At 55.2% G+C, this 13,540-nt stretch carries 13 protein-coding genes, 1 tRNA gene and 1 other RNA gene; 8 read left to right on the plus strand and 7 right to left on the minus strand.

Annotation, left to right across the window (positions count from 1 at the left end; all coding sequences use genetic code 11):
• Positions 1 to 67: 67 nt before the first annotated feature.
• The 4 genes from ETC00_RS17325 to hmpA all read right to left on the minus strand — a co-directional run bounded on the left by ETC00_RS17325 (position 68) and on the right by hmpA (position 5,250).
• Positions 68 to 1,501, minus strand: a complete 1,434-nt coding sequence (locus ETC00_RS17325) for a PAS domain-containing sensor histidine kinase (protein ID WP_171567381.1) — start codon at positions 1,499 to 1,501, stop codon at positions 68 to 70.
• A gap of 199 nt (positions 1,502 to 1,700) precedes the next feature.
• Positions 1,701 to 1,966: signal recognition particle sRNA large type (gene ffs, locus ETC00_RS17330), an RNA gene on the minus strand.
• Between the two features lie 70 nt (positions 1,967 to 2,036).
• The gene (locus ETC00_RS20985) at positions 2,037 to 3,782 is read right to left on the minus strand and encodes an HD-GYP domain-containing protein (RefSeq protein ID WP_171567382.1); all 1,746 of its coding nucleotides are present in this window, start codon (positions 3,780 to 3,782) and stop codon (positions 2,037 to 2,039) included.
• Between the two features lie 247 nt (positions 3,783 to 4,029).
• On the minus strand, positions 4,030 to 5,250 hold the full coding sequence (hmpA, locus tag ETC00_RS17340; RefSeq protein WP_171567383.1) for an NO-inducible flavohemoprotein: 1,221 nt from the start codon (positions 5,248 to 5,250) through the stop codon (positions 4,030 to 4,032).
• A 262-nt stretch (positions 5,251 to 5,512) separates the two neighbouring features.
• Between hmpA and ETC00_RS17345 the strand changes: the two genes are divergently transcribed.
• Together ETC00_RS17345 and ETC00_RS17350 are read left to right on the plus strand one after the other, a co-directional pair.
• Positions 5,513 to 5,821 carry a DUF4870 domain-containing protein gene (locus ETC00_RS17345; RefSeq protein WP_171567384.1) on the plus strand — a complete coding sequence of 103 codons (309 nt, stop codon included), beginning with the start codon at positions 5,513 to 5,515 and terminating at the stop codon, positions 5,819 to 5,821.
• Between the two features lie 137 nt (positions 5,822 to 5,958).
• Positions 5,959 to 6,522 (plus strand): hypothetical protein, encoded by a 564-nt coding sequence (locus ETC00_RS17350; protein ID WP_171567385.1) that lies wholly within the window; start codon positions 5,959 to 5,961, stop codon positions 6,520 to 6,522.
• 50 nt (positions 6,523 to 6,572) lie between these two features.
• Here ETC00_RS17350 and ETC00_RS17355 read toward each other — a convergent pair.
• Positions 6,573 to 6,664 (minus strand) — tRNA-Ser (locus tag ETC00_RS17355).
• Between the two features lie 142 nt (positions 6,665 to 6,806).
• Here ETC00_RS17355 and ETC00_RS17360 point away from each other — a divergent pair.
• The gene (locus ETC00_RS17360; RefSeq protein WP_171567386.1) at positions 6,807 to 7,541 is read left to right on the plus strand and encodes a pseudouridine synthase; all 735 of its coding nucleotides are present in this window, start codon (positions 6,807 to 6,809) and stop codon (positions 7,539 to 7,541) included.
• Here the strand turns inward: ETC00_RS17360 and tadA are convergent.
• Together tadA and ETC00_RS17370 are read right to left on the minus strand one after the other, a co-directional pair.
• Positions 7,538 to 8,017 (minus strand): tRNA adenosine(34) deaminase TadA, encoded by a 480-nt coding sequence (tadA, locus tag ETC00_RS17365; RefSeq protein ID WP_171567409.1) that lies wholly within the window; start codon positions 8,015 to 8,017, stop codon positions 7,538 to 7,540. The two genes, ETC00_RS17360 and tadA, sit on opposite strands and share 4 nt — an antisense overlap.
• Complete coding sequence (locus tag ETC00_RS17370; RefSeq protein WP_171567410.1) at positions 8,017 to 8,613, minus strand: nitroreductase family protein; 597 nt, start codon at positions 8,611 to 8,613, stop codon at positions 8,017 to 8,019. The genes tadA and ETC00_RS17370 overlap by 1 nt, the downstream gene beginning before the upstream one ends.
• A gap of 130 nt (positions 8,614 to 8,743) precedes the next feature.
• On the opposite strand from ETC00_RS17370, the gene ETC00_RS17375 reads away from it, so the two are divergent.
• The 5 genes from ETC00_RS17375 to nagE all read left to right on the plus strand — a co-directional run bounded on the left by ETC00_RS17375 (position 8,744) and on the right by nagE (position 13,443).
• Complete coding sequence (locus ETC00_RS17375; protein WP_171567387.1) at positions 8,744 to 9,247, plus strand: DinB family protein; 504 nt, start codon at positions 8,744 to 8,746, stop codon at positions 9,245 to 9,247.
• A gap of 166 nt (positions 9,248 to 9,413) precedes the next feature.
• On the plus strand, positions 9,414 to 9,914 hold the full coding sequence (locus ETC00_RS17380) for a ribonuclease H-like YkuK family protein (protein WP_171567388.1): 501 nt from the start codon (positions 9,414 to 9,416) through the stop codon (positions 9,912 to 9,914).
• Positions 9,915 to 10,163: 249 nt separating this feature from the next.
• Positions 10,164 to 11,021, plus strand: a complete 858-nt coding sequence (glcT, locus tag ETC00_RS17385; protein ID WP_171567389.1) for a glucose PTS transporter transcription antiterminator GlcT — start codon at positions 10,164 to 10,166, stop codon at positions 11,019 to 11,021.
• Between the two features lie 151 nt (positions 11,022 to 11,172).
• Entirely contained in the window at positions 11,173 to 11,670 is a 498-nt protein-coding gene (locus ETC00_RS17390; RefSeq protein ID WP_171567390.1) for a PTS sugar transporter subunit IIA, read from the plus strand.
• A gap of 330 nt (positions 11,671 to 12,000) precedes the next feature.
• Entirely contained in the window at positions 12,001 to 13,443 is a 1,443-nt protein-coding gene (gene nagE / locus ETC00_RS17395) for an N-acetylglucosamine-specific PTS transporter subunit IIBC (protein ID WP_171567391.1), read from the plus strand.
• The last annotated feature ends 97 nt before the right edge of the window (positions 13,444 to 13,540 follow it).

The following is a 13,540-nucleotide window of genomic DNA, read 5'->3' on the forward strand; positions in this document are numbered from 1 at the left end:
TCCGCCCTTGCTCTTACAAAGAAAACGCCCCGTACGGATGACGGGACGCCGGGCCGGATAACCGTTGTCAGAGATACGGGAGCAAGATGTGAAAAGTGGTGCCATATCCTTTGGACGAAACGCGGATTTGGCCGCCAATGTCGTGAATGATTTTCTGACATACGGAAAGACCCAGCCCCGTTCCCTCCTCCTTGGTCGTAAAAAATGGATCAAAAATTTTGTCGATGATGTACAGCGGAATGCCCGGCCCCGTATCGTGGATGTCGATGCTGACCTTGTCCCCTTCCGGATCGATGTGATGGGAAATGTGCAGCGTCCCCTTCTCCCCCATGGCCTCGATGCCGTTTTTGCAGATGTTGATGAAGACCTGTTTGAGCAGTTCCGTGTCCCCCACCACCAGCGGAAGCTGTCCCCGCGAGGAGAACTTTACGTCGATGCCGAACAGAAGCGCCTGCGACTCCACGATCGGGAGAATCTCCTCAAACACCGTGTTTAAATCGACCAGGGAATACTGGACGTCGCGCTGCTTGCTCAGCAGCAAAAATTCGCTGACCAGCGAATTGATCCGATTGATCTCCGTCAGCATGATTTCCGTGTAGGTACGCTCCCGCTCCATGCCGTTGTCGCTGAAGGATTGCAGGAACATCTGCAAAAAGCCCTTGATCGACGTGAGCGGGTTGCGGATCTCGTGAGCCGTGCCGGCGGCAATCTGTCCGATCATCGCCAGTCGCTCGTTGCGCTCGATTTTTTGTTCAAACGAGCGCAGGTTGGTAATATCCTTGAACAAGACGAACGCGCCGACGGTATTGCCGGCCTCGTCCTGAAGCGTGTGGGCGTCCACGATTAATTCGTAGCGCTGGTTGTCGTTTGTCCAGGACGTGGCGATATTGTGAAGCTTCACCCCGTCGAGCAGTTCCCGCTTAATCAGGCGATGCTCTTCAGGTATGCCGGCAAACACATCGTCCACGTGCCGGTTGAGCACATGCAGCCGCTCCATTCCGAGGAGCTTACAGGCCGCGTGGCTGGCTTCGACGATCTGTCCCTGCTTGTTGAGCACGAACAATCCCAGGCTGGTATCGGTAGTCAGTTTTTCCACAAGCCGCTGTGACAGCCCGTAATCCGTCTCTTTGGTCAACTGATACAGGTGAACCAGATACAGCAGCTCCTCCTCTGTCTGCTGCCCCAAAATCATCGCCGGTGTTTTACCGCTTCTGCCCTGCCTGTCACGCCATTCCACTTCTGCGGGCATATCTGTCTCCGCTTCCCGGCGCAGCAGATCCTGATACAGTTGTTCGATCGTGCCCCGGTACGGCAGCAGGACGTGAAACGGCTGGTTCACGAGTTCTCCGCGTTGGTATCCGGTAACGCGAAGAAGCTGTTCATTCACTTCCACGATACATCCCGTTTGCGTCACCAGAAATACGGCCGTCGGGAAGTATTGCAAAAATTTCGTCAATCGTTTGGACGAACCGGCGAGATGTAACGAGAATGATGCACTCACAGCTTGTCCCCCCCTGACCCTTGACGTTTTTACAGGCAATCATCGCATTCTGCACATTCCTACACATTCGTCACCCTATCAGGAATGCCCTGCCTGTACAGAATGATTCTGGAAGGAAATGTTTCGCTAGAGATCGTCAGAAATCAACAAAAAATGGCCTGTTCCTCATGAACAGGCCACTTGATGTTCTTCGAGAAGACCGTGCACCTATCTTCGATACTCCCCATCCAAGCGTTACATATGGGGGCAGCTCAGACCAGGCTCCCCTGCGGCACACGCGATGATCCACTTATGGCTGCTTCCTTCCGGACCTGACCAGGTTCATGGGTTCGCGTTGCACAGGACCCGATCCTCAACACCGCCGCCCATATGGCAGCCTTACATGAGAAGACCTCTGATAGGAATTCGACCCTGCTATTGCGGATTGCAGGTTACAGGGCACCGCAACCTCCCCGTCTAGCACGGCACATTTAGCATACCAAAGAACCGGAATGATCGCAAGGCAAAAAGCCATCCATAACAGGAAAGCGTCCCCTCACGTGACGTGGGCTGCCGCTTTCTGCACTTCATGCCCGGCGTCGGATGAAATCATGCTGGCGGCAATCGCCTGATACGCCCGGCAAAACGCCCGGACAATCTCCGGATCGAATTGAGTGCCGGAGCAGCGGACAATTTCCGCATACGCTTCTTCTGCTGTCATCGCCTTGCGGTAGGAACGCGTTGAAGTCATGGCGTCAAAGGTGTCGGCGACGGCCAAAATACGCCCCAGCAGGGGGATATCCTCCCCTTTCAGTCCGTCCGGATACCCGTATCCGTCCCAGCGCTCGTGATGATGACGGACACCGGGACTGACGTGGGCCAGGCTCTCGATCCTCTCCACGATGTCGGCTCCAATGGTGGTGTGCAGCTTGATCAGTTCGTACTCCTCGTCATTCAGCTTGCCTTCCTTCAACAGCACCCGGTCGGGAATGGCCACCTTGCCGATATCGTGCATCAGCCCGGCATAACGCAGATCGTTCCGGGATATGGTTTGCTTTTTCGCATCATCCAAATAATCGTAGATAAGCAGCGCGTACCGGGTAACCCGCTCGCTGTGGCCGGCCGTGTACGGATCTTTCATCTCCACAGCCAGGTAAAAGCTGCGAACAATCTGGTCCATCCCCTTCTGCATGTACTCCCGTTCCCTTCGGATCAGAGTGTCCAACTGCTCGGCCATCTGATTAAATTTGTTTCCCAAGCGCGCCATCTCTTCCATCCCGTCCACCGGCACGCGAATGGAAAAATCCCCTTTCTGCAAAGCCTCCGTCGCTTCGACAAGGGTGGAAATCGGCCGGTCCATCCACCGGGCGACCAGCCGGGTCTCCATAGCGGCAAACAGCACCACCAATAACGTGACGATCAGCAAAATCAGCTCCAGACGGCCGAGATGACGGTCAATCACTTCGGCCGGCAGCAGTTCCACGTAGGTGTTTCCCGTATGCGGGGAGACGTATCGAAAGAGATGCACCATCCCGTTCAGCCGGCTGTCATACCGCACTTCCTCCGTTAGGCCCGCATTGTGCACCTCTCTTACATCTGCATAAGACTCCACCAGCAGCCGCGCACCCGAGGACTCCGGTTCGACCTGAATCAGCGGGTGCCCGTCGGAGGTAAACACCAAAAGCGTACAGTCGTGCCGCTCGGTGTCTGTTTTCAGCCACCTTTCCAATAAATCGGGCTTCCATTCTGCCACAAGCACGGCGAACGGCCGCCCCTGCTCGTTCGTTACCGCCTGCACCGCGTACAGCCGAGACGGATCGGCCCCCGCTTCCGCTCCAAGCAGCAGCCGGGGAGCGATGTGCCACGCCTCCAGTGTGTCGCGGTACCATGACAGACTGCGGACATTTCCGTCCATCCATTGCTCGTCGGTAAACAGGGAGAGACGTCCACCATCGACGGCGAGCAGATGAACATTGCGGACAGAGGGATTTCTGCGTTGAAAGTCCCGGAACAGCTTCTCCGCCGCAGCCGTTTGTGCGCTGCGCGGCAAAAGCGCCAACTGTCCCTCCGTGCTGCGCACGGCTGGTTCGTTGGCCAGCCGTTGGACGCTGTCCAGCAAGAGCTGGGCATACAGCGAAAACTGCTCGTCCGTGTGACGCAAACGCTCGCGAATGCTGGTGGCGTACTGTTCGTACACCACCGTTCTTGCCGCGTCGTAATTGACAAAGCTGACGACGAGTATCGGGATCAGGCACAAGCACAGCAGTGCTGCAAATAAGCGGTCTCTTACCTTTGTAAACACGGGCCTCCCCCTTGCTTCTTTCCCGAGGTGGACGGGCACAAGCTCCCTCCTGCTTCGTGCACGCTGTGAATCTCCAACCGACTGGGAACAATGCCCATATCTATGACATTCTTTACCTACCACGGGGAAGCAGCGCCTAAACCTCTTTCAGGGGTTTTTGCAGAAAAGTTTCCTCCCTATGCTTTCATGCAGTCACACAGCAAAAAATCCTCCATAAAATACGGAGGATTTTGGCGATTATATTCGATTACTCGCTCAGACTGCCCTTTGGCCCGAAGAATTCGAAATGGATGCGTTCTTCCGGCACGCCCCAGTCTTTCAGCGCCTGGTAAACGTTTTTCATGAACGGCACCGGTCCACAGAAGTAGAAATCGGCATTGTTGTCGGGCAGAATCGACTGCAACCACGGCAGGTCGATGAAGCCCTCCTTGTCAAAACGGCGCTCAGCCCGATCTTCTTCGGTCGGTTCCGAATATGCTGCATGGAAAGTCAGCGCTTCGTGCTTATCGGCCAGCGCGGCCACGTGCTCCTTCATCGCGTGCACCCGGCTGTTGCGTGCAGCGTGGATAAAGTGAACCCGTCGCTGCGGCTGCCGCTCTACCAGCGTATTCAGCATGCTGATCATCGGCGTGAGACCAACGCCTCCGCTCAACAGGACGACCGGCGTCTCTTTTGACGTATCCAGGACGAAGTCACCTGCGGGCGCGCTGATCGGCAGCACGTCTCCCTCCTTAATGTGGTCGTGCAGGTAGGTGGAGACGATCCCCGCCGGCTTGCCATCTACGGCATCTTCCCGTTTGACGCTGATCCGGTAGTAATCCTTGCCCGGGCTGTCCGACAGGCTGTACTGACGGATGTGCGTGTAGGTTTCACCCGGGATATCCAACTTCACACTGATGTACTGCCCTGGCTGGAATGGCGGAATGAGGCCGCCGTCCTGCGGTTTCAGGTAGAAGGAGGTAATCACGTCGCTCTCTTTTACTTTTCGGTCCACGACAAAGTTGCGGAAATCCCGCCAGCCGCCGGGCAACTGTTCCGCTTCCCGGTACAATTCCTCCTCCAAATTGATGAACACGTCGGCAATAACGCCGTACGCTTCCGCCCATGCGTTGATGATCTCGTCAGTCGCTGCGTCGCCGAGCACGTCCTTGATCGCCGCGAGCAGGTTTTTCCCGACGATCGGGTAGTGTTCCGGCTTGATGCCCAAACTGCGGTGTTTGTGCGCAATTTGCTTGACGACCGGCAGGATGGCTTCCAAATTCTCAATGTTGGCCGCCGCCGCATAGACGGAGTTGGCCAGCGCGGTCTGCTGCCGCCCCTGTTTTTGGTTGGCGTGGTTGAAAATGTTCAGCAGTTCCGGATGGTTGGTAAACATCAACTGGTAAAAACGTGTCGTAATCGTCCGGCCATGCTCCTTCAGGACGGGAACGGTCGACTTGATGATGTCTATCGTATGTTGACTCAGCATGTTCGCTCCTCCTTGATGATACCGTGATGGTTCGTGTCGCCTTTAGTATAAGGCGCTGTGATTTTGTTCACTGTGATTGCAATCACATCGCCGGTGGAGGTTTTGTGAACACCTGTACCGAGCATGTGTAGCCGTCCTGCGCTGTCCTCCGTCTGCGGTCGGACGTGCCGATCGCGCTTGCGTCGGTTGGAGGGTTTGGTAATATGAGGTACAATAATTATGGGGGCAGTCATAACGCTTCTCAATACAGGGAGGTAGCAGAATGGATCACAAGGGAGTCAAGGCGATCACCCATGCCAGTTTGTTCTTCGCGCCAATCCTGGTGCCGCTGGTTGTCTGGCTGCTGATTCAAGACCGGCATGTAAAAAACATCGCCTTGCAGGCATTGCTGTTTCATGTCATCATGAGCATTCTTTTCTCCATTTCCCTCTTTCTGTCGTTTTTCGTGATCGGCATTCCGTTCGTGCTTGTATTCGGCTTTATGATCCTCTACTATCCGATCAAGGGGATCGTTTACGCGCTGCAGGACAGACCGTTTCGCTATCCGGTCATCGGATCGCTGATCGGGTAGATGAATACCATAACACAAGGCGGGAGTGAGCAATTCACTCCCGCCGCTTCGTTCTCGGCAATGAACAAATGACCTGTTGTATAATTATTACATATTTGGTGATGTAATCATGTTGGAAAAGAGGTGGAAGAATCAACATGAAAAAAGCTCATTGGTTTACACTGATGGCGTTCATCTTGGTTTGTTCCCTGCTTGTCATCATGATGAACAGCAAGCAATCACATGTTGTTCCAGAGATCACATTGAAAGTCGGAAACGATGATATCAGCTCGACATTAAAGTCAAGAACATTGGAAGATCCAGCAGATTTTGAAGATGCGTCACTGTTCCGATCGATCATGAATGATCCCGCGATAACGATTCCATACGTCAAGCTTGGTGAGACCGTACATATTTCGCTTCATCCAAAACCAAAATCATTTGAAGTAAGGGAGAGCATTCTTCTTACAGATGGCGATTTTAAATATAAACGTCAACCAGCGCAGCAACAGCCAGTAACGCTTAATTTTAATGATAATGAAAATGAAGCAACATTTACTCTGAATGAAAACGTCTTTGCCCTCTTAAGTTCTAACAGTCAAGATTATCAACCGGGCGGGACCATCCGAGGTTTTCGCCTGGTATGCAAATGGGAAGACCGCACACAGGAATATGCATTTGTCATCAAAACGGATGCCCACAAACCTTCCACTGCCAAGTAAATCAAAAAGCACAGGCTGGCTGCCAACCTGTGCTTTGCGTACGATTTGTATGGCGGAGAGAGTGGGATTCGAACCCACGCACGCCTCACGACGCCTAACGCATTTCGAGTGCGTCCCCTTATGACCACTTGGGTATCTCTCCACTGTATGCTAGAAGCAAAATTAACTATAGCAAAAGATTGCCCAATGCGCAAGAGTAAATCTCTACCACCCCTTGATTTGCCGTCAGCGTTGGGCCAATATAGTAACAGCACAGCGAAAACGAGCAGAAACGGGGAATTCAATTGAAGCGAGAGCGTTTGGACAAGGTCCTCGCCAACATGGGCTTGGGGACGCGCAAGGAAGTGAAACAACTGGTAAAGCAAGGGCTGGTGGAAGTAGACGGCTCCGTCGCCACTGACCCCGGCATGCACGTGATACCGGAAACGCAGGAGATCACGGTCGAGGGGGAGCCGCTCAACTACAAACGCTGGCTGTACATCATGTTGAACAAGCCGCCCGGCGTCGTCTCAGCCACGGAAGACAACCTGCACATGACGGTGGTGGATCTCCTGCCGTACGAATGGGGCCACAAGGTACACCCGGTCGGCCGGCTGGACATCGACACGGAAGGACTGCTGCTCCTGACCAACGACGGACAGCTCTCCCACAATCTCCTGTCGCCAAAGAAAAAGGTGGAAAAGGAGTACTTCGCTCGCATCCAGGGCCGCGTCACCGACCAGCACGTGGAGGCGTTCGCCCGGGGCGTCGAGCTGGAAGACTTTACGACCCTGCCGGCCAAGCTGGAGATACTCTCTTCCGGCGACGTCTCGGAAGTCCGGGTCACGATCATGGAAGGAAAATTTCATCAGGTGAAGCGCATGTTTGCCGCATTTGGCCTGCAGGTGGTCTACCTGCAGCGCGTCCGCATGGGGCCGCTCCATCTCGACACGACGCTTTCCCCCGGGGAATACCGGGAATTGAGCGAGGAAGAATTGGAACAGCTTCGCAGCCATATCCAGAAGAACAGCCCGGTTTAATCCTGACCGGGCTGTTTTTTCTTCCGCAGACCGCGAAAAAAGTCTTTCAGCATCTGGCCGCATTCCTCCGCCAGCACCCCTTCCACGACCGGCACCTGGTGGTTGAATCGCGACTCATCCAGCAAGTTCATCAAGGTGCCCGCGCATCCTGCCTTCGGATCACGGGCCCCGTACACCACCTGCTCGATGCGGCTCTGCACAATCGCTCCTGCACACATCGGACACGGCTCCAGTGTCACGTACAGCGTGCAGCCGATCAGCCGCCAACCGCCGAGCCGGGCGCTTGCCTCCCGAATGGCAATCATTTCCGCGTGCAGGGTGGGATCTTTTTTCGTTTCCCGCAGATTGTAGCCGCGGCCGACGATTTCCCCGTCGCGAACGATGACCGCCCCGATCGGCACCTCGCCGATGGCCGCTGCCTTTTTCGCTTCTTCCATCGCGGCTCTCATGTATGTCTCGTGTTCCTGCATCTCCATCACGTGCGTCCAAATACTCCTTTAAACACAGTCTCAGACAGTTCCCGACGCCCCGACGGTTTTTCCCGCTCCTGCAATTGCTCGGGCAGCGCGTCCTTTTCCCCTTGGTAGCCAATCGCGATGACCCCGTGCAGCTCGTATTCGTCCGGCACTTTCAGCACCTCGCGTGCCTTGTCCGGATCAAAACCGCCCATTGCGTGGGCAATCAGGCCGCGCCGTGCTGCTTCCAGAGCCAGGTATCCCCATGCCGCGCCGGCATCAAACGCATGCGCCCGGTTGTTCACTCCTTTGGCATTGACCGTTTTGGACAAAATCAGCGCCAGCACCGGCGCTTTTTCGCACCAGACGCGGTTGCCGTCGGCGATGAACGGGTAAAAGCGCTCCCTCTCCTCTTTGCTGCGGGCCAGGATAAACCGCCAGGGCTGTTCGTTGTTGGCCGACGGTGCCCAGCGCGCCGCTTCGAACAGGCTGAACAAAACCTCGTCGGGAATCGGGTCTGACTTGAACGAACGGGGCGACCAGCGATTGAGAAATACCGGGTCCACCTCGTAGGATGCTTTCCGGTATTCTGCCACCTGGGGCAGGTACTGATTCATCATGGTTCGCAAACCTCCTTCATAGTTTTTCATTTTTATAGAATAGGGCTGGATAAAATCAGCCAACCTGGCGTATAATGGGAACTGAAGGGAACACATGTTCCCGAAACTATTGGAGGGAGGGTTTTTCATGTTTTCAAGCATTTCCACTTTTCTAAAGGTATGGGAAGACGAGGCACAGATGACCCAGCGCATTCTCGACGCCTGTACCGACGATTCCCTGCAGCAGCGCGTCTCCGCTGATGATCGTACGCTGGGCAGGATTGCTTGGCACATCGTGTGCACCGTGCACGAAATGATGTCCCGCACCGGCCTGCAGTTTGAAGCGGTCAGTGAGCACCAGCCCGTGCCGTCCTCCGCGCGCGACATTGCCGAAGCGTGGCGCAACACCAGCGCTTCCTTTGTCGAAGCCATCCGATCCCAATGGAGTGACGCCACCCTGCAGGAAGTGCGCGAGATGTACGGCGAGCAATGGTCCAACGGCTATACGCTGCAAATGCTGATCCTGCACATGGTCCATCACCGCGGGCAAATGACCGTCCTCATGCGCCAAGCTGGTCTGCGTGTGCCGGGCACATACGGACCCGCTCGCGAAGAGTGGAGCAATATGAGCATGGAGCCGCCTGCCCTGTAATCGCCCATTCAGTCCGCCGCCTCGACCGTCTCACTCGGCAGTTTCGGTAAGCACGCAGCATTCCGCGCGAGGATTTGTCTCTTCCATTCACATACTCTCTTCGTGTTTACATACATTAACAGTGTAAGCGCACGTATGTATACAACCTCTGTGAGGGGGGATGTGAGTGGGAGTAACCCCTGTTAGCCCCGTCCTGTTCGACCGATTTTACAGTCCAACAATCGGCCTACTGGACAAGGCAGCCGTTTTTTCCAACATCGAGCAAACCGTATCCTCGACAGCCGGGACGTGCGAAATCATTGTCGGCGCCGACTCGAAACTGCGGAACCGCAGCACGTCCTTTGCCATCGTCATCACGCTGATCCGTCACGGTCGCGGCGGCAATTTTTTTTACCACACGTTTCAGGAACGACATTATGCTTCGCTGCAGCAGCGCATTTTCCAGGAGGCGATTTACGCTGTGGGGTTGGCTTCCGAACTGCGCCACTATCTGCGTGAACGCAATATCGACATCCCCATCAGCCTGCATTTCGACATCGGCAAGAACGGTCCCACCCGCAAGTTTATCCAGTCTTTGCTAAGCCTGGCAAAATCAAACCACTTCCGGGCGGAAATCAAACCATACGCGTACTGCGCTTCCTCCATTGCAGACAAGTTTACCAGATAAGAAACATCTGTTGCAGAACGCTGCCCCAACCTTGCCGTTTTTTTGGACGGCAGGAACGATTTCGCTTCGCCCGCGTCTTTTCCCTGCATGATTGACAACGGAAAGCCAGTGCGTTATCATGAAATTGACAATGAAGCGTTTTCACATAAGCGTGTTACTGGTAATGCAGGCATGAGCTGAGAAGATCTTTTTTTCACCCAAAAAAGGTTTTTTCAGCTCTTTTTTGTTTGTAAAGGTGGGTGGTAACGGGTGTCTCGTGAAAAACCGTATACGATCACGCGCGTCCTCAACCACAACGTGGTCCTCGTCGAAGAACCCGACTCCGGCCAGGAGATTGTGCTGTTCGGAAAAGGCATCGGCTTCGGCACCAAACCTGGGAACACCATCCTTCCCCACGATGCACGTGTCGAAAAACGCTTCCGCTTGGAAAATGAGAGCCACCAGCAGCAGTATCAAACCCTGCTCAGCCAGATCGACCCGGCCGTAGTGGGGATCGCCGAAGAAATCATCGCCCTGATTGCCAAGGAAATCACGCCGCACGTAAACGAACACGTCCATGTCGCCCTGCCGGACCACATCCAGTTTGCCATCTACCGCCTGCGCAACGGCATGGATATCGTCAACCCGTTCCTGTTTGAGATCCAGACCTTGTACAGCAAGGAATACGCGTTGGCCAAACGAGCGGCCGAGATGATCAAAACGGCGTTTTCCCAAGAGATACCGGAGAGCGAGATCGGCTTTCTGGCCCTGCACATCCATTCGGCCGTCAGCTCCATGCCGGTGAGCAAAACCGTTCAATTTACCAACATCATCGCCGAGCTGGTCGGCATCATCGAGGAGCAGACGGGCAGATCCATCGATCGCAACTCGATTGATTACGTCCGCCTCATCACACATCTGCGGTTTGCCTGCGAGCGCATCCGGCAGCAGAAATCGATTTACAATCCGCTGTTGGACCGGTTGAAAGAGACCGCTCCAGAGGCCTACGCCGTGGCCGAAAAATTGGCCCGGCACATCTCGAAGCGGCTGGACATGAACGTGCCCGACGATGAGATCGGTTACATGGCAATGCATGTGTACCGTCTGACCCAGCAACCATACGAATAAACAGAATCAATACCATACCTGCGTGTTACTAGTTCGACTAGGCATGAGCGGTGAGAGCATGCGGACATGGCAAACGATGCCGCATTGTTTCCCCGTTCATGCCTTTTTTCATACACCTTATTTCATACAGCAGACGCAAAAGGAGGAGCTTATGTTACGCAGTTTGTTTTCCCGCAAAAAAAAGCAGCAAGAAGTGACGATCCTGGCCCCCTTGACGGGCGTGATGGTGCCGTTGAGCGAAGTGCCTGACCCGGTCTTCGCACAGCAGGTTGTCGGTGACGGCGTAGCAATCGACCCGACTGAAGGGGTGCTCGTCTCCCCCGTAGACGGGAAAGTGACCCATTTGTTCCCCACCCATCATGCGATTGCCCTGACCAGCGACAACGGTCTGGAAATTCTCCTCCACATTGGCATTGATACAGTGAAGTTGAACGGAGAAGGATTTACGCCGTTCGTGTCTGTCGGCGATCAGGTAAAAGCCGGCGACAAGCTGATCGAGTTTCAACTGGATACAATCCGGCAGGCAGGATGCGCAACAGTGACGCCTGTTGTCATCACCAACGGCGATGTGGTCGCCGAGAAACAGGTGATTGCTCCGCCCAACGTGCATGCCGGTCAGGAACCGGTGATGAACGTCGTAGTAAAGTGAGGCACCGCATAATGTAGTTTCAGGTAAGCATCACGGGGAATGGCGGGCTGCACGCCCGCCCCCTGTTGGTAAATTGTTCCGCCCAGTCCCGCTCGACCGTCACGCTGAACCCATATTGCACTCTGTCACGGCAACAGAGGCATCCCGTCAGCGGGAAGGCAGAACCGCATCACAGGTTTCGCCAGCTTCGAATTGCAAACGCTTACAAACCGCGATTCTCCCTTCGTCAGATGAGTCACTCTCCGGCCGTGTCCTAATTATCGCTCCTAATTGAACGTACTCCGGAGAGCGGCTTTCTGAATATCACTTTCATCCAAGGAGGTTTTATCCATGCTTGCTTTCATGCAAAGGCTCGGGAAAGCGCTCATGCTCCCTGTAGCCGTACTGCCTGCCGCGGCGCTGCTGGTGTCCTTTGGTCTTCTCGACTACGAGAAGAACATCCCGCTCGGCTCCGCAGTGGGTGGTTTTCTGAACACGTACGTCGCTCCCTTCCTCAATGCCGGCGGTACTGCGATTCTCGGCAACCTGGCCTTGATTTTTGCGGTGGGTGTCGCCATCGGTTTTGCAGGTGACGCGATTGCCGCCCTGGCGGCGGTCCTGGCCTACCAGGTGCTGGTGGGAGTACTGGCCAAAGTGCCTGCCGCCATGCCCTTCATCGATGACAAGGTGGAACTGAACATGGGCGTACTCGGCGGATTTCTCGCCGGCGGCGTCGCCGCTTACTGCTACAACAAGTACCGCGACATCAAGATGCCGGATTGGCTCGGTTTCTTCAGCGGCAAGCGGTTTGTGCCGATCGTGACCTCGCTGTTCATGGTGGTGATCGGGATCATCATCGGCTGCATCTGGGGGCCGATCCAATCCGTACTGGACGCCTTCGGGAACTGGGTTGTCGGACTGGGCGGCATTGGCGCGGCCATCTTTGGCTTCTTCAACCGTCTACTCATCCCGTTTGGCCTGCACCACGTGCTCAACGCCATCGCCTGGTTCCAAATCGGCAGTTTTACCGATCCCGCCGGAAATGTGGTTCACGGCGACCTGTGGCGCTTCTTTGCCGGTGACAAATCGGCCGGCATGTTTATGACCGGCTTCTTCCCGATCATGATGTTTGCCCTGCCGGCAGGTGCTTTTGCCATTATCCACACGGCAAAACCGGAAAAGCGGAAAACCGTCGCCGCCATCTTCCTTAGCTCAGCCCTTGCTTCCTTCCTGACAGGGATTACGGAGCCGATTGAGTTTGCGTTCATGTTTGTGGCTCCCGTCCTCTATGTGATTCACGCTGTCCTGACGGGCATTTCCGGCTTTGTTGTGTACGCCTTGGGCATCAAACACGGCTTTGGCTTCTCCGCGGGCCTCATCGATTACCTGGTCAACTTCCACCTGTCGACCAACGCGCTGTTGATCATTCCGGTCGGCCTGGCCTTTGCCGCGGTGTACTACTTCCTCTTCCGCTTCCTGATCGTCAAGCTGAATCTGAAGACACCGGGCCGCGAAGACGACGAAGAGGAGACGGCATCCCACGCGTCCGGCAGCGATGCGATGCACGAAAAGGCACAAAAAGTGCTGGCCCTCATTGGCGGCAAGGACAACATCGTCAGCGTGGACGCCTGCATTACCCGCCTGCGGCTGGTCTTAAAGGATGACAAGGTCGTCGATGAAAAAGGCCTGCGCAGTCTCGGGGCGGCCGGCGTGATGAAACTGGGGCAGGGCAGCGTGCAGATCGTCTTCGGTCCCCAGTCGGAAGCGCTGAAGGACGAGATCAAAAAGATGTAAACCTGTCGTCACCGCTCGCCTGACGGCACGATTCCACCCGGCAGCGCCCTGACGTGCCGGGTGGACTGCTTTATAACGGCACAATATTTGTTACTGG

It is taken from the genome of Brevibacillus sp. MCWH (assembly GCF_013096935.1).
GTDB classification, from domain to species: domain Bacteria; phylum Bacillota; class Bacilli; order Brevibacillales; family Brevibacillaceae; genus Brevibacillus; species Brevibacillus aydinogluensis.

Coding starts and splice junctions, on each gene's coding strand:
- ETC00_RS17345 (WP_171567384.1), top strand. CDS start 5,513: ATGGATCACAAGGGAGTCAAGGCGATCACCCATGCCAGTTTGTTCTTC.
- ETC00_RS17390 (WP_171567390.1), top strand. CDS start 11,173: ATGTTACGCAGTTTGTTTTCCCGCAAAAAAAAGCAGCAAGAAGTGACG.
- ETC00_RS17375 (WP_171567387.1), top strand. CDS start 8,744: ATGTTTTCAAGCATTTCCACTTTTCTAAAGGTATGGGAAGACGAGGCA.
- ETC00_RS17350 (WP_171567385.1), top strand. CDS start 5,959: ATGAAAAAAGCTCATTGGTTTACACTGATGGCGTTCATCTTGGTTTGT.
- tadA (WP_171567409.1), bottom strand. CDS start 8,017: ATGGAGATGCAGGAACACGAGACATACATGAGAGCCGCGATGGAAGAA.
- nagE (WP_171567391.1), top strand. CDS start 12,001: ATGCTTGCTTTCATGCAAAGGCTCGGGAAAGCGCTCATGCTCCCTGTA.
- ETC00_RS17370 (WP_171567410.1), bottom strand. CDS start 8,613: ATGAATCAGTACCTGCCCCAGGTGGCAGAATACCGGAAAGCATCCTAC.
- hmpA (WP_171567383.1), bottom strand. CDS start 5,250: ATGCTGAGTCAACATACGATAGACATCATCAAGTCGACCGTTCCCGTC.